This window comes from bacterium (genome assembly GCA_016699045.1).
In the GTDB taxonomy this organism is placed as follows: Bacteria; Babelota; Babeliae; order Babelales; family RVW-14; genus AaIE-18.
In genome coordinates this window covers 989,775-1,012,079 of the sequence record CP064957.1, presented here as the reverse complement: position 1 = coordinate 1,012,079, position 22,305 = coordinate 989,775, and the positions used below count along the sequence as shown (strand labels likewise).

The 22,305-nt window shown below is 40.5% G+C and carries 19 protein-coding genes; 2 read left to right on the top strand and 17 right to left on the bottom strand.

Going from position 1 to position 22,305, the window contains the following annotated elements; all coding sequences use genetic code 11:
• Nucleotides 1-18: 18 nt before the first annotated feature.
• The 9 genes from IPF37_04585 to IPF37_04545 form a co-directional block, all read right to left on the bottom strand.
• Nucleotides 19-798, bottom strand: a complete 780-nt coding sequence (locus tag IPF37_04585; GenBank protein ID QQR48810.1) for a hypothetical protein — start codon at nt 796-798, stop codon at nt 19-21.
• 11 nt (nt 799-809) lie between these two features.
• On the bottom strand, nt 810-2,618 hold the full coding sequence (locus IPF37_04580) for a BatD family protein (GenBank protein ID QQR48809.1): 1,809 nt from the start codon (nt 2,616-2,618) through the stop codon (nt 810-812).
• Nucleotides 2,619-2,644: 26 nt separating this feature from the next.
• Entirely contained in the window at nt 2,645-3,727 is a 1,083-nt protein-coding gene (locus IPF37_04575; GenBank protein ID QQR48808.1) for a tetratricopeptide repeat protein, read from the bottom strand.
• Between the two features lie 15 nt (nt 3,728-3,742).
• Complete coding sequence (locus tag IPF37_04570; GenBank protein ID QQR48807.1) at nt 3,743-4,747, bottom strand: VWA domain-containing protein; 1,005 nt, start codon at nt 4,745-4,747, stop codon at nt 3,743-3,745.
• On the bottom strand, nt 4,744-5,736 hold the full coding sequence (locus IPF37_04565; GenBank protein QQR48806.1) for a VWA domain-containing protein: 993 nt from the start codon (nt 5,734-5,736) through the stop codon (nt 4,744-4,746). Before IPF37_04565 ends, IPF37_04570 begins: the two co-directional genes overlap by 4 nt.
• A gap of 25 nt (nt 5,737-5,761) precedes the next feature.
• Entirely contained in the window at nt 5,762-6,496 is a 735-nt protein-coding gene (locus tag IPF37_04560; GenBank protein ID QQR48805.1) for a 1-acyl-sn-glycerol-3-phosphate acyltransferase, read from the bottom strand.
• A 9-nt stretch (nt 6,497-6,505) separates the two neighbouring features.
• Nucleotides 6,506-7,270 carry a hypothetical protein gene (locus tag IPF37_04555; protein QQR48804.1) on the bottom strand — a complete coding sequence of 255 codons (765 nt, stop codon included), beginning with the start codon at nt 7,268-7,270 and terminating at the stop codon, nt 6,506-6,508.
• Between the two features lie 439 nt (nt 7,271-7,709).
• Nucleotides 7,710-8,063, bottom strand: a complete 354-nt coding sequence (locus IPF37_04550; protein ID QQR48803.1) for a hypothetical protein — start codon at nt 8,061-8,063, stop codon at nt 7,710-7,712.
• A gap of 241 nt (nt 8,064-8,304) precedes the next feature.
• Complete coding sequence (locus IPF37_04545) at nt 8,305-9,057, bottom strand: hypothetical protein (GenBank protein QQR48802.1); 753 nt, start codon at nt 9,055-9,057, stop codon at nt 8,305-8,307.
• A gap of 300 nt (nt 9,058-9,357) precedes the next feature.
• Between IPF37_04545 and topA the strand changes: the two genes are divergently transcribed.
• Both topA and IPF37_04535 read left to right on the top strand, forming a co-directional pair.
• Nucleotides 9,358-11,640 (top strand): type I DNA topoisomerase, encoded by a 2,283-nt coding sequence (topA, locus tag IPF37_04540; protein QQR48801.1) that lies wholly within the window; start codon nt 9,358-9,360, stop codon nt 11,638-11,640.
• A 105-nt stretch (nt 11,641-11,745) separates the two neighbouring features.
• Nucleotides 11,746-13,167, top strand: a complete 1,422-nt coding sequence (locus IPF37_04535) for an ABC-F family ATP-binding cassette domain-containing protein (GenBank protein QQR48800.1) — start codon at nt 11,746-11,748, stop codon at nt 13,165-13,167.
• Nucleotides 13,168-13,428: 261 nt separating this feature from the next.
• Here the strand turns inward: IPF37_04535 and IPF37_04530 are convergent, their stop codons facing one another.
• The 8 genes from IPF37_04530 to IPF37_04495 all read right to left on the bottom strand — a co-directional run bounded on the left by IPF37_04530 (nt 13,429) and on the right by IPF37_04495 (nt 22,272).
• Complete coding sequence (locus tag IPF37_04530; GenBank protein ID QQR48799.1) at nt 13,429-15,117, bottom strand: ABC transporter ATP-binding protein; 1,689 nt, start codon at nt 15,115-15,117, stop codon at nt 13,429-13,431.
• Between the two features lie 97 nt (nt 15,118-15,214).
• The gene (locus tag IPF37_04525; GenBank protein ID QQR48798.1) at nt 15,215-16,495 is read right to left on the bottom strand and encodes an HlyC/CorC family transporter; all 1,281 of its coding nucleotides are present in this window, start codon (nt 16,493-16,495) and stop codon (nt 15,215-15,217) included.
• A 116-nt stretch (nt 16,496-16,611) separates the two neighbouring features.
• Nucleotides 16,612-18,291 carry an AMP-binding protein gene (locus tag IPF37_04520; protein ID QQR48797.1) on the bottom strand — a complete coding sequence of 560 codons (1,680 nt, stop codon included), beginning with the start codon at nt 18,289-18,291 and terminating at the stop codon, nt 16,612-16,614.
• Nucleotides 18,272-18,478, bottom strand: coding sequence for a ferredoxin (locus tag IPF37_04515; GenBank protein ID QQR48796.1), 207 nt, complete (start codon nt 18,476-18,478; stop codon nt 18,272-18,274). Before IPF37_04515 ends, IPF37_04520 begins: the two co-directional genes overlap by 20 nt.
• Before the next feature lie 98 nt (nt 18,479-18,576).
• Nucleotides 18,577-19,326, bottom strand: a complete 750-nt coding sequence (locus IPF37_04510) for a hypothetical protein (protein QQR48795.1) — start codon at nt 19,324-19,326, stop codon at nt 18,577-18,579.
• A gap of 223 nt (nt 19,327-19,549) precedes the next feature.
• Complete coding sequence (locus IPF37_04505) at nt 19,550-19,933, bottom strand: HEPN domain-containing protein (GenBank protein ID QQR48794.1); 384 nt, start codon at nt 19,931-19,933, stop codon at nt 19,550-19,552.
• Complete coding sequence (locus IPF37_04500; GenBank protein QQR48793.1) at nt 19,920-20,243, bottom strand: nucleotidyltransferase domain-containing protein; 324 nt, start codon at nt 20,241-20,243, stop codon at nt 19,920-19,922. Before IPF37_04500 ends, IPF37_04505 begins: the two co-directional genes overlap by 14 nt.
• A gap of 139 nt (nt 20,244-20,382) precedes the next feature.
• Nucleotides 20,383-22,272 (bottom strand): hypothetical protein, encoded by a 1,890-nt coding sequence (locus IPF37_04495; GenBank protein ID QQR48792.1) that lies wholly within the window; start codon nt 22,270-22,272, stop codon nt 20,383-20,385.
• Between the last annotated feature and the right edge of the window lie 33 nt (nt 22,273-22,305).

Genomic DNA, 22,305 nt, shown 5'->3' with positions numbered 1-22,305 from the left:
CCCATGGCTTTCATTGTATTATATTTTTTCAAAGAATTCTTTACGAATCCACCCAATTTTTTTGCCCACTTTTACTTTATAAAAGTCCTGCGTCTGCTTCTTGATAAGACCGTTTTGTCCTTCATAGACCTTGCCAAGAACTTGGTAACTTTGGTCTGGCCCCGACAAAAGTTCAGCTTTTGAAACAACCACCAAGCCATATGTATACCAACTCATGCTGTATTTTACAGCCAGGGCCCCTCCCGAGCAGGCCAAGAGCATATACAAAACAACCACAACGCTACGCAGTCGCTTACGGCAAAAGTACCGAGCATAGATAAAAAGCATAGCCCAAATGAGCAAAAAGAACAACTGTAGCCACAAAAGCGACAATGAGTGAATCATAGAAACCAACGGATCTCGCACATTCGCAACAACGGCCTTAATGCGGGCAACACCCGGCGATTCCTCTTCTTTTTCCGCTATGCGCTTGGCCAACTGCGTTTTAACCAACCGAATATTGGTTACCAACTCTTCACGGTTGAACATGCCCCAATCTTTTTCAGCGCGCAACCACCACAACAATGCCTGTCCCAAATTGCCCATTTTATAAGAACAATTGCCCATGTTATACAGCAAGGCAGCGCTTTTATGGGGAATCTGTTCATATAACTTAAAAGCAACATCATATTTTTGATTTTTATAAAGCTCATTTGCTTGTAAAAATTGCTCTTGATAATGCGCCGAACCACCATAAGCATGGCAACCCAAAAGCATAATCGCCATACAACTCGTTACCCATAATTGCGTAAATCTCATCGCCCAATCCCTCATTTATGCAGAATAAGAAACCAATAGTGTGCGTTTTTCAAAAGCTTTGCATCATCCGCTATATTTTTTTTAGCCGCAAAACTTAAACTGGCACAATCACTCAAATAATGTAAAAACTCATCAATCTTCTCTTGATTCCATTCATCGTCAACCAGCTTACACGCAATCCATTCTTCCGTAATAGCCTGCGCAGAACATTCGTATTTTGCTGCAAAAAAATCTATAAAAAATCGATGCAACTCAACTGCCTGCCTACGCTTAGTCATCAACTCAAGTTCTTTTTCAAACTTAGCAAGCGTATTACGCTTTAATCGAACTCCAAATAATATGCAAAATAAACGCTTGAAAGGCCGTGCAAACATGGTGCTTTTGAACAACAATGCCGGAATCAAAATCAGCAACAAAAATACCCACCACGGCAAAGCTCTGCTTTCATGATGCGCAAGCGGCGCATCTTCTTCGATGTGATGAATATCTTTTATTTCCGTCGTCACTTTTTTCTTATCATGTACTGACTTATTTTCATGCGATAGATTTGATGACACACTGGCAGCACCATCGGGACCTGGCGCAATGGTCATCGAAACAGGCTTGGTAGTCATTGTTTTGTAATCACGAGTTTGCGTATCAAAATAAACAAATTGCTGGGCAGGAATCGTAACTTCACCAGAAAATGGCACTTGAATAATGTACTCAAATGTTTTATGGCTGCCATGATAAGCTGTTGGCGTTACATCGTCATGCACAGCCGTTTTTGATTTGTATGATTTTAAACCTGCCGGCAAATTGAGACGCACATCAGCAATTTGATCAATATTGCCTTTGCCCGCCAATTCTATTTTTAACATAATGGGCTCATTTAACGTAGCCTGATCTTTGTCTAACGTTGCGGTAAACGCAGAAAAAAGACCAACCCCATCAACGCGCTTGGTTGTTGGCAGTAAATCGCCCACGATAATTTCTAAACCTTCTGAGCGTACACGCTGCTGCGTTACGCGAGAACGTGAAAAGAAATCTTCAAAAAAACGATCGGCAAACATTGAGTTACGCCCGGTACGCCCTTTGTTTTCTTCTGAATACGTGTAAGCAACTTGTACCGGCTCAACCTGTTTAATACCTTTATCCATGGGCACTATGACATAGCGCTTACGCCTAACATCGTATTCTTGGTCGCCCAAAGACCCTCTTCCTTGTAAAAAATCTTTATCCAATTCTTTAACAAAAAAACCTTTAAATGTTGGCGGGGTTGCACCAATCTCTATTACTTTTCCTTGCATAAAAATTTGTAATGTAACTTCGAGCGGCTCTCCAACAACAAGCTCTTTTTTGTTTGTTTCCATCTGCACAAACACGCTCGGCTTGTCTAAAGCTTGAGCATCTTTTTGACGTTGCGCCACCGGCAAATCAACAACATTAATCGTTAACGTGTTGGAAAGAATTTCTTTTTTGTGCTCGTGCGTAACGGCTGGCCCAACGGTAATCTGACCTTTTCGGTCTGCTCGCACATCGTATTCATACGTTTTTTCTGCAACCATGTTTCCATTCACAATCGACACATTCGTCATTTGGCTAGTACCTTGCACCACCAAATTACCCAGGCCGCGCACATGCACATCGTCTGAATCGCTTCGATCTTGCGAAACAGAAACGTTGATTCTAAAGGTTTCTCCCACTTGTGCGGTTGGCATCTTGTTGACTATCGGCAAATCAGGCGCCATTAATTTAATTGACGTTGCTTGCACCAGCTGAGTCGCATACAGCATGATTAATAACAGTGCAACTGTTTTTATTTTTTTTACATAATTCATTATGATACTCCGGGCTCTTTTTTCTTTTACCATGGTTTTTGTCCCTGCCGTTCAGATGCATTACCACCTTTAACTTGCTGCACAATGAAACCCTTTTGTTTTTTTGATTCATCTTCATCTAAATTTTCAAGCAAGGCACGCACACCGCGTTTTTGTATGCCTTCATCATCTTTATCCTGCTCTTGACCCTGCGCTGCTCGAGCAGCAGCCGCTTGGGCAGCTTCTTGTTCTTTTTGCTCAGCAGTTTTTGCTTGCTCTTCTTGCTCTTGCTGCTCACGCTCTTTTCGCTCTTGCTCTTTTTGTTCATCAGATTTGTTGGCGTCTTGATTCTCCTGTTTTTCTTGATCGCCATCTTGCTTGCTCTGATCGCGGTCGCCTTCGTTTTGCTGACCTTCTTCTTGCTTATTTTTGTCATCTTGCTGGTCAGACTTGTCACGATCTTGCTGGCCCTGCTCATCTTTTTTTTGATCTTTTTTATCGTTCTTGTTGTCTTTTTTGTCTTGCTGTTTTTGCTGATCGTTTTTATCTTGTTTATCTTTATCTTGCTTGTTATCTTGCTTCTCTTTATCTTTTTCTTGATCTTTTTTATCTTGTTTTTCTTGTTCCTGTTTTTTCTTTTTTTCTTCTAGTTTTTTCAGTAATTCGTCGGCAAGTTTTTTATTATTTTTTGCTGGCTCATGGTCATCATCAAGTTTGATTACTTCTTGATAAGAGGCAATCGCCGCTTTTGTTTGCGCTATGGCTTGTTCAAGTATTTTGTCATCCAACTCTTTTTTTTCTTCCCAGCCCGTACCAAGACCTTCAAGCGCTGCTCGATAAGAACTATTGCCGGCATTAAAGCGGGCTCGCAAAGAAAAATCTTCATCTATTTTTTTATTCGCTGCCACACGCTCAAAGTTTTTAACCGCTTGAGCGTAGTTGCCCGCTTTGTACAAGGCAACACCCAAATTATAATTTACGTAGGGATCGTGCGGGGCATCGATTTGTTTTTTTTCAAGCTCAGCAATAGTCTCTTCAGGTTTTTGTTGTGCATAGTTGGTAAAAAGACCGCCCACCACCATGCTTGGCATCAACAACATTATAAAAAATACCGTCTGTGTTATTTTCATTGCCATCTCCACCAATCAAATAAGCCATTCAAGCAAAAACAGCAGCCAAGCACCCGCCAACAACCATGGGTACTGATCTTCGTACTGTGATATTTTTTGATCCATAAATTTTTCTTTTTCAAGCTGCTGAATCTGATGAGCAATGGCGTCGATATCTCGATCGTCATAACTCGCTTTAAAATATGATCCATGCAACTCAGAACAAATTTGCTGCAAAAGTTTCTCATTCAATGCTGACAAAGCAATCCCACCCTTATCATCTTTTTCATGACCAACTTGATTGCCATGTGCATCAAGAATCGGAATTGGTGCACCTTCGGTAGACCCAACACCCAACGCAAAAACACGAATGTTTTGCTCGTGCGCTTTGCTTTTCACGCCAGCAAGATTCGTTGAAAAATCTTCCCCGTCAGTAACTAATAACACATTTTTATTTTTACGCGCGGTTGATTTTGCATACACATCAATCGCTTTTTGTAACGCCACATCAATCGCCGTGGTACCTGAAGAAATAACTTCAGCATCAACGTGATCGAGAAACATTAAAAATGCTGCATGATCAATAGTCAACGGACATTGCATGAACGCAGAGCCTGAAAACAAAACCAACCCAACGCGCTCAAAGTTGAGCTTGGCCAACAAGTTGCGTACTTTAAGCTTTGCAAATTCGAGCCGGCTTGGCTTAAAGTCTTGTGCCAACATGCTACGCGAAACGTCTAGTACCATGAGCAAGTCGCGACCCTCTTGAACCACCGTATGCTCTTTTTTGCCCCACTGCGGCTGCAACAGCGCCAAAAATAACAACACGAGCGCCGTACTCAAACACCATGTTTTGATCAGTTGCTTACGACCAGAATAATGAGCAAAAATTGTTTTACGCAACGTTGGATGAACCAATAACCGCGCACAGCGACTAATGCGAACATAGTTACGAATAACTAGAAAAATGAACAATACAAAAACAGGCAGACACAAAACTTTATCAAGCCCTGCCCAATGAATGCCAAATATATCCGTCATGATACGCCACGCCATACAAAAAATCGCAACAATAATTCTATACCAACCAACAAAAGTACCGCCCAAATGAAGCTTAGAAATGCTTCATAATAGTTATGGAACATATCGGTTTTATGTTCTGTGCGTTCGAGCTGATCAATCGTATCGTAAATAGTACGCATATCGCGCGGGTTATTTGCCACAAAGAAACGTCCCTTCGTCTCTTGAGCAATTTTTTGCAACAACGCAACATTGAGATCGACCCCTGCTCGCTGAATACCCAAGAATGGGTGTTGAATAAAACCACCTTGCTGGTTACCAATACCGATGGTATATACTTTTACGTCAAATTGCTTTGCCAACTCAATGGCAGTTTCTGGATCAATTTTTTCTGGCACACTTGGCGCACCATCGGTCAATAAAATCACAATTTTACTTTTTGCTGCAGAAGTTTTCAAACGACTAACTGCTGTTGCCAAACCAGTTCCCAAAAAGGTTCCGTTGGGATCGATAACGCCCAACTCAAGGCTGCCAACAATATCTTTAAGAAATTTTTTGTCCAGCGTTAACGGCGAGCGCGAAAGCGCATCATGAGCAAAAATCACCACACTGATTGGATCGTTGGTACGTTTTTCAATAAAGTTAATCGCTTCTTGCTTGGCAACCTGAATCCGCGAACGACGATCATGCATATCATCAAAAAGCTGCATGCTGCCCGAAACGTCAATTGCTAAAACAATATCAACACCATTAACATTAACAAACGATTGCTCATCGATCCACTGAGGTCGCGCAATCATCAACAACAAACCACACAATGCAAGAAAACGCAATCCCATCAAAACATGTTTATAACTCGTTCCTTTTAAAAGGCCACTGGCACCAAGAACTACTACGGACGGAAACATGTAACGCGGAAACCGATATAAAAACAAACGATACACAATCGCCAACAATAAGATTGGTACAAAAATAAACAAGAGCTCTGGATATGCAAACTTTAAAAACATGACACCACCTGCAAGATTTGTAAGCTTACGCTTTATATTTAGCCATTTCCCTTACAAACCACCCCCGCACCTCATCAACAAATTCCTGTCTCGTTTTACCATCAGCATACATAGGTTTGCCTATGTTAATTTTAACCAGACATTTAGAAGAATCAATCATTAAACTCTGCTTGGGGCATATCTTGTTTAATCCAGCAATAAAAATCGGGATTACTGGGCGTTTAAGATGTTGCGCGAATACAGCAAACCCTTCAAAAAAATCATGTATCTGACCATCATGGTGGCGCGTCCCTTCAGGAAATAACACCAGATGGCGGGCATGATCTTTTGCTAAAGCGCAAGCTTGTTTAATAATTTTAAGCTGCTTGGAAGGGTCGTCACGCTCAATAGTCAGATGCATGCGTCGTAGCAAAATATTAAGCAACGGAATTGGCTTTGCCAGCCAAATATGCGGGTAGCCCTGCAACGCCACCTCAACCAAAGGAATGTCCAACATCGACGCATGATTAATTAAAATGATCGCGGGTTGATCGGGGTATGTTGGCATATTTTCAAGATTTTTTATCTCGTACCGAACAAAAGAAAGTTTAACCAGCGCTCGTGACAACATTTCACCAAGCCAATAATAAAAACGATTATCACGCCGTGTTTTCTCAGGCAAGAACGTCAGTGGCAACAACAATATATAAAAAAACAAAAAAACAAGAAAGCCACCCACATAAAAAATTGCTGTCTTAACAAAAAGGCACACCTTGTTCATGGCATTATCTCACGAGAAAAAACTGTTGGCATACGAAATCATTTTTTTACGATCGTAGACAACCCACAAAAAACATATCCAAAAAAAATCGAGCATAAATTTGAGATATTTGAAAAGAAGTACCCGCCAGATTGCCAACTGCCCATCACTCACCGTTATCGGCGCCACAAGCTCAAGTCTGCCATTTAAAAAAGCAAAAATATCTGCATACTCAACCGACAAGCCACAAACTGCTAACTTAAGCACAAACTGACTCACCAACCCAAGGATTAAAAATATGAGCAAAAAAGGCAAATTATACAGCACAAAATTAACGCCTTTTTCAAGAGCTTTAAAAAAATCTTTTACCATGCAGGGTGAATCAAACCAAAAGAACAGCATAATCAATTCAAGACTACGTACCATCATAACCACACTCCAATGAACGTGCGGCAAGGCGGTCATACCCAATGATGCAAAAAAAACAACCAGCATAAGCATTACCAAAGAAAAAATAAGCGAATATTGAATGTAGCGTAACATAAAAGAAAAGAGATAATTTTTCGTAATTTTATCATCTGATTTCTGGCGAACAAAAAGTAAAAAACCACCATGAAGCATAAAATCAGCTAACGAAAAACCAAGCAACCACCACATCAAGGAACTCCGTTCCAAAAGCTTTTCTGAGGAACTGGCCGCCAATTCTTGAATCATAAAAACTTCTTGCGGACAGAAAAAACGAGCCACCAGCGAGGCAATCAAAAGAAGATTAAAAACAAAACGAAACGCACACATGCATGACCATATTTTTTTGCCGTCAACAAAAGCAAGGAACAAAAACGTGCTGGAACAAACAAGGCAAGGGACTGCTGCCAGTACTGAAGAATAGTAAACATGAGATAGTTCCTGTTAATTGCTAAAAAATAATCGATGATGCGCATGTTTGATTTTAACGTAGTACATAACACAAATAGCGATTAGGATGGCTTTTATCACAACACTCACTAAAAAGATAGCAACCGGCAGAGCAACTACCAGCACCATAGATTGAGTGGCTGCAAGTTTATGGGTCAACAAAGCTATAAGACGAACATAATCACTGAGTGGCGGTCTAAATAAAAAATGGGGTATCAATGAGCACACTGACAAACCAACGATGGCAGGTAAAAAATAGATACACAACAAAAGGCCATTTTTAATCGCTGAAAAAAATGATCTGAAAGAACCTGGCAGATCAACTAAAAAAAATACTTACCACCTGCAACGGCAACAGATATGACGGTATAAAAGCCAAAATTAGCATCACACCAAAAAACCGAAACATATATTTTAAAAAATAAGCATCATCCTTGCGTTCGACAGACGGCCGCACCGCCAAAAGAAAAAAAAAGAAACCAAGCAGAGACGCTATATTTAAGTACATAGGAACCAAAAAATCGACTCCCGTCCATGAATCTTGAATATTAAACACAAATAAGTTAAGAATATCAAAAAGTTGTAAGCAAAAAAGAATCACGACAAAAAACCATAATTCTGTTGCAAAAATACCTGCGGCTCGCCGCAAATTGTTCAAAGATGCCAGAAGCATCAAGTGCAGATTTTGCCATTTAAAAAAATCAAAAGACTCTTTCCAATAAGATCTCACTTCATCAAAAAACATACAGCCCTCTTATTTTTTTGGCATTTACTTAATGAATTTTTTAATTAGCTTTGAAAGAGTAGTTAATTTTAACGTAAAATGCAAAAAAATATAACCAACCCCATCAAACATTATTGGCGGCCAATTTTTTAAAAAACAGACCGCCATCAAGAATATTCGTGTTAACTCTCTAATTAAACAAACGACTGTATCGACCTTTCAGTTGTATGAAAAATGTAGCACACACAGAAATAAGAAAAGCCCTGACAATAAGACCACACAACGAAATCACCATCGGGACTAGCAAAGATACGGCGTGCGGCAAGTAAGCCAAAAATTGAGCGATAGGTCCACTCGTCCACGGCACTCGAAATGCAAAAAGTGGCAATCCCAACCAATCAGGCACAAACGAAATAAACGTTAACAAAAGCATGCCCGGCAAAAAGCACAAAGCAAACTTGATACTGTTGATAATACCCAGCACAAATAATTTGAGGCCTGTAGCTCCCTCGCTACTCAATTCCACAATGAAAAGAGCGCCAATAGTCGCCAGCGCTAGACCAAGCGGCGCCAGCACCATCAAAGCAATAAACCCCACCACTTTTTGAAAAAATTGTAAAGAATAGTCACGGTGCTTAGGAGCTAGCGAACCGCTTGCAGAAGGTCGAACCGACCACAGAAACATAAAAAAGCAACCGAGCGTAGTTACGTAGACACCGGCATTGATCAAAAGATTCCACATACTCCAAGTGCTGTTTTTATGCCAAACCAATGAGTTAAAGATTTCAAAAGCCTGTAAACCCAGCAGTAAAAAAATCAAAAACCATAGTTTTTTTACAAAAGCTACAAGCGCCTTGCCAAAAGCAACCACAATTGCATTAAGATTGTGCAAAGAAAAAAACAAAATAGATTCTTTCCAACAAGACATAAAGGTATTAATCATAACGCCCTCCTGACTTTTAATAAGACAAAACCCCTGACCCGACACCCATACTTTTCCTCAATCGACCCACAACTATATCCAAGTAGCACATAAGAATTATGAAGCAGCAGCGCGACCAAAGAGAAACTATTTATTTTATATTGACTCCTTGAAAATATTATGTCTAAACTATATAAAGACCATGGGATAAAGGTATAAATACTTTGACAAAAACACAACAATTGTTAAAAGTTGGTGCATACAATCGTTAATATTCAAATAAAGAGTAGTATAAAAACGCTATGACCGGGGGGGACTAGCATGGGCAAAAAGAGAACCGCTGTTATGGAAAATGGACCAAAGCTCCTCATTGTAGAATCACCTTCAAAAATAAAAACTATTTCAAAGTTTTTGGGGAGTGACTTTAAAATTATGTCCACCTTTGGGCATATTAAAGATTTACCAAGCCGCAAACTTGGTATTACTATTGACCCAAAAACAAATAAGATAACCCTTGAATATGTACCAATCAAAGACAAAGCAACCGTTATTGCCGACATTTGTAAGCAAGCACGTAAATCAAGCGAAATATATTTAGCCTCTGACCCTGACCGGGAAGGGGAAATTATTTCTTGGCACATCGGGCAAGAAATTCAAAAAGTTTTTGGCGATGACAGCAAAATTCATCGCATCACGTTTAACGAAATTACCGAACCTGCCATTACGCAAGCCATTGAAAATAAAACAACCATCGATCTCAATCAGGTCAGCGCCCAGCAAGCACGCCGTATTCTTGACCGCTGGGTGGGTTATGAAGTCTCGCCAATTCTTTGGAAAAAAATCGCTAAAGGCCTTTCAGCCGGCCGGGTACAATCCGTTGCTGTGTTGCTCATTTGCCAACGCGAAGAAGAAATTCTTAACTTCAAACCCGAAGAATCATGGTCTGTTCAAGGTATTTTTGAAGTCACTAAAGCAGCCAAGCTGCCAGCAGACTTGTTTAAAATTAGCGGCAAAAATATTGCCATCAAAAATAAGGCTGATGCCGACAAAGTTTTAGTTGAAATTCAAAAAGAAAAAGATTTTGTTGTCACCAAAATTACCGACAAACAACGCTCAAAAAATGCTTTGCCGCCCTTCATGACCAGTACGTTGCAGCAAGATGCCTACAACAAATTGGGCTTCTCGGTTGACCGCACCATGGCCGTTGCCCAGCAATTGTACGAAGGTGTGCCACTTGGCAAACAAGACGCGCCAGAAGCACTCATTACGTACATGCGTACCGACTCGCTGCGTATTTCAGACACGGCACTCAAAGCGGTTCGCGGCTACATTAAAAAAGAATTTGGCGATAAATATTTGCCAAAATCGAGTAATTTTTATGGCAAAAAAGGCGCGCAAGATGCTCACGAAGCAATCAGACCAATTAACATTGATTTGACGCCAGAAAAGGTTGCGCGCTTTCTCAAGCCGCACCAAGCAAAATTGTATGAACTTATTTGGAAGCGCTTTGTTGCCTGTCAAATGACGCCTGCTGAATATTTCCAACGCCAAGTGTTAATCGACAGTGGCAAATATACTTTTAAAGCTACCGGCTCCACCCTCATATTTGACGGTTTTTTGAAAGTATATTTGGTTGAAGAAGAAGAATCTGACGAGCAAAAAACAACCAATATTCCAAAAGAAGTGGTTGAACAAAAGACGCTCGATCTTGTTGAAGCAAGCAACAGACAGCATTTCACGCAACCACCACCACGCTACACAGAAGCATCGCTGGTTAAAGAACTTGAAAAGCGCGGCATTGGTCGACCAAGTACGTACGCTGCCACCCTGTCTACAATTCAGAAACGGAGCTACGTAGAAAAAGATAAAAAGAAATTTACGCCAACCGAGCTAGGGAAAGCAGTTAATGAGATGTTGGTCAAAAATCTGCCCGACATTATTAACATTACCTTTACGGCAAAAATGGAAGAAGATTTAGACAAAATTGCCCAAGGCGAAATTGAGCGCGATAGCGTTCTTCATGAATTTTATGGAAAATTTAAGAAGGACCTTGTTGAATTTGGTGGCGTTGAAGCAACACGCAGAAATATTGAAACCGATCTTTTATGCCCAACCTGCCAAGCACCACTCGTGCTGCGCTTTGGTAAATCAGGTGAATTTTTGGGCTGCTCAAAATTCCCTGACTGTAAGTTTACCTCCAACGCAAGCCGCGATGAAGCGGGCAATGTCAGCATCAGCACTGAAGAAGCAAATGCAGAAATTATTGATATCAAGTGCCCACAATGCGGTAAAAACTTAGTTAAAAAAGTTGGCCGCTTTGGACCATTCTTGGCATGCCCTGGCTATCCAGAATGTAAATACATCCATCAAGAACAGCTTAAAATGCGCTGCCCACAATGCAACAGCGCCATGGCAAAGCGTCGCTGGAAAGGTGGCAGTTTTTGGGGCTGTACCGGTTATCCAAAATGTCGCTTCTCAATTTTTGGTGAAGTGGTAGAAAACCCTTGCCCAAAATGCAAAGCATCGTATTTATTGGTAACGCGCAGCAAAGATGGTAAAGAAACACATACCTGCCCAAATAAAGAATGCGGGTACACTGAGTAAAGGCACGATCATGAAAATTAACTCTTAGCAGCCCTGCTTTAAGGGCATAAGTCCGTAACCATTCGTTTATTTGTTGGTTTTGGCCCTTTAAAAAAAGAGTTAATTATGATTCATGCCCCAATCATTCTCAAAGATATTAGCGTTGTGTTTCCAGGAAAAATCTGCTTTGAAAAAGTAAACAAAACTATTCATCCCGGAGACCGCATTGCCATCATTGGCAAAAACGGCAATGGCAAAACAGCCTTACTCAACATTATTCAGGGATTATTAGAGCCTTCTCAGGGCCGCGTTATTATTCCTGAAAATGTTGTTTTTGGTTATGTACCACAAGTTATTGAAGACCATGCTCACTTGAGCGGCGGTCAGCGCTTGAACAAAGCACTGACACAAGCTCTTGCACAAAACCCTTCGGTCTTGTGTTTGGACGAACCCACCAACCATTTGGATGCTAGCAATCGCAAGTCTTTGCTGCGACTTTTAAAAAATTATACCGGCACACTCATTATTATTTCTCATGATATTGAGCTTTTACGCACCTACGTTGACCACATTTGGCACATTCACGATGGCACAATAGATTTTTTTACCGGCAATTATGACGACTACCGCGCCCACGAAAAAGCAGAACATCTTGCAAAAATTAAACAACGCGAATTCTTAAAAAAAGAAGATAGAAAAAATCGTGAAGCTTTATTGGCAGAACACAAACGCGCCGCACAATCAAAGCGCACTAATAAAAACGAAAATGATAAAATCTTGCTACGAGCCATGCAAGAAAGTGGCGCTCGCACCACCAATAAAAAACAGGGCAAAATCAACAAAGTCCATCACAAAATTGAAGCAGAATTAAAAGAGTTTCGACTACCAGAAACTATTACCGCTAAATTCAATCTGCCGGCATGTACGGCCCACCAACAAACACTTATCACCATTCGCGAAGGCAACTGCGGCTACCAAAAACCGGTTTTAGAAAATATCATCCTCCACGTTATGAGTACCGAACGCATTGCCTTGCTTGGCAACAACGCTTCTGGAAAATCAACATTAGTCAAAGCAATCATGCACCATCGCAGCGTTATACGCGAAGGTGCATGGCAAGTCCCAGCTCAAAAAGATATTGGCTATCTTGACCAACACAATAAAAATCTTGATGAAAACACATCAGTCTTTGACACCATAAAAGAAGCGGCACCAACATGGACTTCACCCGAAATTCGCAAACATTTAAATGATTTTTTATTTAGAAAAAATGAAGAAGTAGAAAAACTGGTCAAGTATCTTTCTGGTGGCGAAAAAACCCGTCTTTCGTTAGCACAAATTGCCGCCCAAAGCCCGCAGCTTTTAATTCTTGATGAAGTTACCAATTGTTTGGACCTTGAAACCCGCCAACACGTTATTGATGTTTTGCAATGCTACCCAGGGGCATTAATCGTCATTTCCCATGACGCTGATTTTTTAACTGCAATTGGTATTGATAATTTTTATAAAATTAAAAACGGCATCATGGTGCGCGACAATTTAAAATAGAAACGCTCTCAAGGACTCCGCGTTGGCGGGGCCAACACCATTACTTTTTAAATTTTCTTTTCATGAACGGTTGAATGAACATTGTGTACGTCATCATTGCTGCAAATTGCCCAATAAACCAGTGCATCATTTCACTCATTTTTTATCCCGATTCGCAATGGTTATTTTAACAAATTCAACAACAGTGCACATAATGCATGTGACAAAAAAAATCTCATACCAATACCACATATGATCCTCAAATTATTTGCTTTTCTTTTTTTACAACCGCACTTCACTCGCTACCGCTTGCTTGGCATCACGAGCTTCTTGTACAGAGCCTTTTTGAACCACCAAAATTCGATCTACGTGTTCGAGAAATGACATGCGGTGTGAAACGATCAGCATAGTTTTTTTGTGGCGCAATTCTTGAATAGTGCGCTGAATCATCTTTTCAGATTCATGATCAAGCGACGAAGTAGCCTCATCAAAAATTAAAATCTCAGGATCTTTCAGCAAAGCCCGCGCAATAGTAATACGTTGCTTTTGCCCGCCTGAAACCAAGGTCCCATCTTCGCCAACCATCGTTTGATAGCCGTGCGGCAGCTGCTCAATAAAGTCGTGCGCGTAGGCCTCTTTGCATGCCTGCTCAATGGCAGCATCTGAAGCGTTAGGAAAAGAATACAAAATATTATTGCGAATCGTATCGTTAAATAAAAAGGTGCGCTGGCCAACATAGCCAATTTTGCTGCGCAAGCTTGTTGAGCAGATGGTAGCAAAGTCTTTACCATCAAGCGCCATGTTCCCGCTCGTTGGTAACAAAAAGCCCAACAACATATCGCACAGCGTACTTTTGCCCGCACCAGACGGCCCAACAATACCAATACACTCGCCACGACGGATGATAAAATTTACCTTTTCTAAAATAGGTTTTTCTGGTTGATATGAAAAACTCACGTCATTAAATTCAATGGCGGTCTCAAAGTTTTTTATTTCAATGGTGCGGTTTTGCAACGCGGGATAGACTTGGTCCATCATACTAAAAATACGCTCAGCCGCCGCAAGACCGTATTGAACTTCAGAATACACACTAACCACGCGTTTAAGCGGCTGATAGCAAAGCAACACCGCAACCACAAATGACGCAAGCTGCCCGGCAGAAATGGCACCATTAAGAACTTGATTGGTTGCCACATAAAATGCCACCACCCCGCCAATCATAGCGATAGATTTAATAAGCGCTGGCAAAAGCGACTCGATATGAACATTGTTCATGATCGACGAAAAGCAACGATCCAGCTGCTTGGTCAACCGACCAACTTCAAACCGCTCGGCATTAAACGCTTTAATTTCACGAATGCCAACAAACATTTCTTGCAACATTGAGCTAATGGAACCCATCTCGCGCTGGATAGCACATGAGGCAATTTTGGTTGCCTTGCCCATACGACGAATTGTTAAACCAATCAACGGCCCAACAACCATCATCAACATTGATAGCTTCCAATTTTGGACAAAGGCAAAACTAATTAAAAAGAATGCTTCAAAAAAGCTACGCACGCCGTTGCGAATGGCAGAAGCTGAAGCGTTTTGAACCATTTGAATATCATTTAAAAAATATGACATCAACTCGCCAGTTGAATGTTGCTTAAAAAAAGAAAGTGGAAAATCGATTACTTTATTAAATAAATCGTGACGAATGTCGATAACAACTTTGTTGCCGACCCAGTGCATATAGTACGACGTGATGTACGAAAATAAACCTTTGCAGATAAAAAATGCCAAAAAGAGCAGCATGAAGGGCATAATTAAATGCCGATAGTGACTGATGAAAATATCATCGACGGTATGTTTAACAATATACGTTGGCATGGCCGCTACGATGCCGTACAAAGAAGCAGCAACAATTGAAACAACAAGCTTCTGCCAATACTGCCTGGTATAGGCCAAGAGCCTTTTCAATGGATCCATAAAATTATCTATTGTTTTAAAAAATTAATGATTTTTTTATATAAAACAACAGAATACACCAAGAATAGTAGCATAGGAAGCTTAAAGTGGGTAACGTTTATTCAACATCACCCTCGAGTTGTAGATGCGTATCGTTTTCATCAAATACGAGAACTTGATAAACACGACGGCGGCTTGCCTGCTGAACCTGAAAACAAAAACCAAGGTAATTTAAACGCTCACCTTTTTTTGGTAAGTGTTGTAATTTTTCGGCTAAAAAGCCGCCAATGGTTACTGAACGATCAGTTACAAATTTGATATCAAGTAAGTCTTCAAGATCTTCTAGATCAGTACTGCCAGCAACCAACCAACCGCCTTCATCGATTGGTACAATCGACGAATTAGCATGCTCGTGTTCGTCGGCAATATCACCCACAATTTCTTCAAGAATATCTTCAATGGTGACCAGCCCCACAATATTGCCGTATTCATTAAGCACCATTGCCATATGCATGCGTGTCTTAAGAAATTCGCTGAGTAACTGATTAACTTTTTGTGTTTCTGGTACAAACAAAATCGGACGAATAAGTTCTTTAATAATGCCGACTTCGCCGCGCGCCATTAAATCAACAATATCTTTTTGGTAAACAATACCAACAATGTTGTCTTCTTTGCCTTCGTAAACCGGCACACGCGAAAAGCGTGATGTACAAATAACACGCACCACATCTTCAAAACTTGACGCAGCATCAACCGCTACAATTGAATCTTCTGGAATCAGAATTTCACGTACAAGCGTTTGCCCCAGACTGAAAACGTTTTGCAACATTTCGGTTTTTTCTGCTTCCATCAACCCTTTTTGGTCGCTATAGTCAATCAAGAATTCAATTTCTTTTTCAGAAATATCTTCTTGTTTTTCAAGAATATGTGGGCGACCAAGACGTGCGAAAAAGAACGTCGCGATCTTAAGTAAAACGGTAACAAAAGGATAGGCAAGATGGTACAACAAATTGATCAACCATAAAAACGATGTGAACAACCGTTCGTGGTGGGTTTTAGCAAAACTCTTTGGAATAATTTCACCAAAAATTAACGTCAAGACGGTCGCGAGTACCGCACCAACGGCCATACCAAAATTTCCCAGCGATTTCTGCATAATGTGAGAAATTAAGACCGAAGCAACAACGTTCACAAAGTTGCTCACAATCAAGATGGTAATTAAAATACGTTGCGGATTTGTTTCCCACGATGCAAATAAATTCTTATATTTAGCAACCGAAACTTGTAATTCCTTGATTTTAAAAAGACGAAGTGCGGTCAACGATGTTTCAAGAAATGAAAACAAGCCTGCTAAAAACAAGAAGAAAAAAAATAACAATATTTCTATCGACAGTGTCATTTATGCATCTCCCCAATGATCCATTTGATGAGCATCAAACAAATCGTCTCTTTCATGTACTACCACTCCGATTAAGAATAATAAATGGCTGCCCTGGTCAGTATCCATACTTTGCCTTAATTAAGGTTACTTAGTTGTTTTTTATCAATCTTTCCCGTTGGACTCATTGGCAAGTCCTCAAGGCAAATAAACTTACGCGGCACTTTGTAAGCCGCCAAATTATTTACACACAATTCTCGCAAACTACGCTCCAATTCACCCTTCATTTCACGAACCGCCACGTAAGCAACAGGAATTTGGCCAGACATAACCTCGTCCCTACCAACTACCGCCGCTTTAAATACCGAAGGATGCGTCATTAAAATATTTTCCACTTCTTGCGGATAAATATTAAAACCTTTGTGAATAATCAAATCTTTACTACGTCCCGTAATCGCTAAATTACCACACGCATCAATGCACGCAAGGTCGCCAGTATTGAGCCAGCCATCTTGCAACACCCGCGCTGTCGCTTCAGGTTCTTTGTAATATCCGAGCATAATATTACCACCACGAATCCACAAAGTTCCAATCGTACCAGCCGCTAACACATTGCCATGCTCATCACGAACTTGTGTATCAATACCAACAAGCGGCTTACCCACAAAATCAGTTGAGCGCTCTTCGTTGTGATAATTAATTGCTACAACCGGAGCTGCTTCTGTTAAGCCATATCCTGAACAAATTTTACGGCCATAAATCATACCAAACGCTGCTCGAATTTTGTCTGGCATCATATCGGCACCAGAAACAAAAAGCTTTACCGTATCAAGCGGTGCCGTACGCATCATACACAATAAACCGTACAATGCAGGAAAACCAAAGAACAACGTCGGATTTTTTTGCAAACCTTCCAAAATTAACTTGCGGTCAATCTTGGGTACTATAATAATAGCTGAACCTGACAAAATCGGAAACCATAAGCAAGTATTTTGCGCAAAAACATGAAAAAGCGGCAGAACAGATAAAAACCGCTCTTGCTCTTTTTCGTTACTATCAAAACACATTTTAAATCGAGCAAACGCTTGAAGTGCATTTGTCACCACATTTTTTGACGACAGCATAACGCCCTTGGGCTTGCCTGTCGTACCCGATGTGTACAAAACCAAACAGCAGTCTTCACGATTGCCACCTTGTACTACCAAACCTTCATCAGCAGCATCAATAACGGCCGGGACCTCCGTTGTCCAATCAAAATCTTGCTCAGTCCAAATCGTCAACGGTATACTAATCAGCCCCTGCTCAATGGCTGCATCGATATTTTTTTTCAAATCAAACGAAGCAATGATCACTTTTGGCTGCGCTTCGTTAATCACTAACGCAAGCTCTTTGGCGTGAAAAAAAACATTCAACGGAATAACAACCGCCCCCAACTGCCAAATAGCGAAGTAGGCAATGTAAAATTCCATAGAGTTTTCAAAATAGATCATCACATGATCGCGCGGACCAACGCCCTGCTGAGCAAGCTTCTTACTCAGCAGCAATGAACGGAAATAAAATTCTTTATAGGTAACTGATTGATTGCCAGCAATAAGCGCAACACGATCAGCAAATCGCTGATATGCCGACTGCAAAATCTGCCCTGCAAAAATAAGCTCATGATTATCGAGAGCAAATTGTGTACTCAGCTTCTCATACACTGCACACTCATTTTTTGAGTGTCCAAAAAATAATGTTTTGAGTTGTTGCAGCATGCGCGTATTACTCCTATCCACACCAACCACACCCGTTGCCAGGCTACTCTGTTTCTTCTTCAACTTTTATAACACTTACCGGACACATATCCGCGGCTTCGCGAACATCATCGGCTTGCTCATTAAAATTAACATCTTTTTTGATATACGCAATATCACGCACTTCAAAAACTTTTGGGCAGATTGCTTCGCAGGAGCCACATGAAATACAGCCAGGAACAATTTTAACATTTTTTATACAGCGAGCCATCGGCAACTTCTCTTTTTTAATCGGCACACAAGCACCCTTATTGCTCATACAACAAATCGCGCCAGTGTACCACAGATATCCTGAAGGACAAAAATATTTTACGCTTGATTTTCAGTTGAAGATGACTTGTCATCTTTTTTTACATCAAGTTCAAGTTCACGATCATATTTGCTGACAAATGAAAAAATATCAAAATCTTTCTCAGATCTTGGGCCACAACCCGTTGAGCAACTACCGCAGCCACCCGAAGAACATCCGTCTTCAGTATCTTCATGACCAGCCATCTTCATCATAACTTTAGCTAAATGATCGTCTTCAAACTCTTCTTCTTCGTCTTCTTCTTCATCATCAAATTCATTTTCTTCTTCTTCAAGCAATGCTTCAAGCAACAACTGAACATCTTCAAAGTTGCCTTCCTCAAGCGCGTCTTTAACGTCTTGAACCATCATTTGCAATGAATTTTTTGATTCTTGCGCTTCTTGCGTAACACCTTCTTTGAAAACATCTGTGTCGCTGATTTCTTCATCTTCATCGATCAACATATTGAGTAATTCTTGAGCTTTTACTGGGTCTTTAACGTCATTGACGTGTTGTAACGCTTTAAGCTGTTCAGCCAAGAAAGCAATATCATCGGTTGTTTCATCAGCAAGTTTTTGTGCTTGGCCAGAAAGAACATCATAAACTTTGCCCAAAACCTCAGCTTCTTCTGATTCTTGAGGCAAATTATTGATTTTTTGCTCTACAAAACTCAAAACATCGTTAAAAATAGCAGCGCATTCATTCTTTGCTTCTTCCTGCTTTTCCATCAAAAAAGTCGTTTGTTCAATCAATTTTTTAAGTCGCGACACGCTTCAATCCTTTATTAATACTATTAGAAAATGTATATTGAAATCCTCTATAATTCTTAATAAACAACGTACAAGAAAAACGGGATAAAGACAAGTGGGTTTCGTAAGAAACCCGCCGCTCCAAAGGCTTATCGGCGGGGGCTATAGCGTCCCCAAAAACTAAAGGGGCCGCCAAGGGCAATAAACCCAAAGCGGCCGCTTTTTTGCTTTTTATGCAGAATATTTAAGAAAGCTTTTTCTTTACAAAATCAAGTATATATTCTGCAGCAGCAAGCGCCTCACTCATTTCTTCAGACTCAGGCACTAAGACTTCTTCATTGTCAATTGGATATCGAAACCCAAAGCAATAGGGATTTAACAAAGCTGCCTGTTCAAATAATGCCATAAATGATTTATCAAACACACTACAACTTTTAATAAGCATTTCTAAGTCATGCGTTCTATGAATCGGCTGTTCACGATAAACCAAATAAGCTTTCAAAGCTTTTTCAGCGCATTGCTGCGTATGAAAAATGGCACTATCCATGACATCAAAATTTTGAGCACCAATTTGAGCTAACTTTAAATCGCTTAAAGCTTTGGCTAACCACACTTCATGCTTGAGCATAAAGCCTTCTCCCTTCGTGCTTAATTTTGTACAAAAGTGTCGTTTTATCAAAAACACCTTTTTCAAATTCCTCTTTTGTCAAAACCAACACGTCTTTTGGAATCATCAAATCTTTAAGCGCATACGCCGCAGGAATAGAACGTCGATACCACTTTTTTTCGGCAGACTGCGCAACAACCACTAATAAATCTAAATCACTTTCGTTATCTGGCGTACCCCACACATACGAACCAAATAGATAAATTTCTAGCGGCTCATAAGTATCAACAAGACGCGCGGTAACGTTTTGAATTATGTGCGAGGAAATCATGATAATCTGTCCTTCATTTTGCAGTACAAGCTAAAAAAATTTTTTCTATCATACCAAAAAACGTATCATGTGAAACGACCGCCAAGGGCATTAAACCCAAAGCGGCCGCTTTTTTGCTTTTTATGCAAATGTACTAAAGTTAGAATCTGATCTGAAATCCGCCGTACGAATCTGATTCGCGGAGTATGTTTTTACCCGCAAACGTGTACGCGCCACCAACGTAGAGATGCAAGTAGCGATGTGCATGCCAGCTGCTTTCCATACGAATGCGGTGCGAAATACGATCGGTATCTTTTTCAGCCAATTCGCCATCAAGATTCATTTCGTACTTAACAAACTGTATACCAACTTGACCTTCTTCTACCGGTTTGCCAGTATTATCTGCCCATACTTTACCAAGCCAGCTTTCTGCCTTTTGTGTCTTAAAGCTAATATTGTCTTCAGTTTTATAATAAAACTCATAGCCAACCGTTGTTGCAAGTTTTCTGGTTTTGCGATGGAAGAAGGTACCATCAAGATTGAAGCGGAAATAGCCGTAATCAATATCCGCATCAACTGCTGGTCCAAAGTTTTTAACGGTTGAACCTTTGAATACTGCAGAAATATTTTCAGTTCCTTCAAGTACAAAGTTGTATGACAAATCAGTTTTCAAATTCAACCAATCAAGCGCAGCCCAAGCAGCCATAAACGCAAGCTTAATTTCAACGTGATTATCGTTGCCAAGACGAGCAGAATATGGATTGTTAGCAACGCCATCATTATCACCATCGGTTGGCAAACGCACGCCAAGACATGCTTCTACGCGCCAGTCATCATTAAAAGTGTGTTCGTAGAAAAAATCGATGTCCATGTTGCCAAGACCAGCACGTTGATTTGTTTTGAACATGTAGTCAGTATTTCTGGTTAACCAATTAAAAATATTGTTATCATAACGTTGCAAGAGACTATCAATAAAATCAACTTCTGCGCGCGAACCAATGCCCTCAGTGCTTCCTGTGGCGCCATTAAACACTTGCGTTGCCCACAAAGAACCAAATTTTGGATCAGTATACAACTGTGAATAATTTTTACTCGTTATAAAAGCATAACCTTGATCGCTACCTTCAACCAATGACGCAAGATCATCAGGCAAGTCTTGAAGATTTTTTGTATTAGCAGAAACATCAAGCCCTAATCGTACGATTTCTGATGGACCACCAAAATTCCCTGTTCCACTCACTACTGTCACACCAGTTGCTCGATCATGCGGTGGCAAACCACCTGCATTGTTGGTAATAATAGCAAATGGAATCTCTTGACCCGTATAATTTGCAGCAGAAGCTTGAGTATAAGCTACGGCACCCATTTCTGTAGGATCAGAGGCATCTTTAAGATTAAGATAGCGAACAAATTCCCCAGCTGCATTTTGATATTTTAAACTATAAAGCAATGAAAGCTTGTAACGCGAAATGGGTTCAAATATCTTTCGGTTTGTCGTCGCATCTACTATAGAAACAGTATCACTTTTAATGACACATTCTTGTAATTGATCGGCAGCTCCAGGACTTTGTTCAGCTTCATCATCACGCTCAACACGGACGGTTCTAAATGGCACTACGGCACGAACACCAACACGGCCTTTGTTGTGCCACACTGGATATTCAAAACGGCCACCAATCATTAAGCCACGCTCTGCGTAGGTAACACATGGTCTAATTGCTGCTGCTGCAAGAAATGGACTTGAGTTTTCAAAAAAATACTTATTTTCAATACCAGCTTCAAATGAATCACTGATGGTAAATTCGGATTTACCAAAAATCATTTTTGCAATCGACTCAGTATCAAAACTATGATCGATAAATGATTTTTCTGCCGTTCTAAAATGACCAATCGACCACGTATGCAATGACCATTTATCTTTCTTGAGATCAAAGTCATAACGTAACGGACCGCGATCCGTAACCAGTGGACTACGATAATCTGACGCCACTGCCGTGCACGAAAACGCGCATGCAGTAAACACCAGAGCCTTTAACGTTTTTTTTATCATACTCTTTCCTTACTTTTCACGTACAACTTTTCC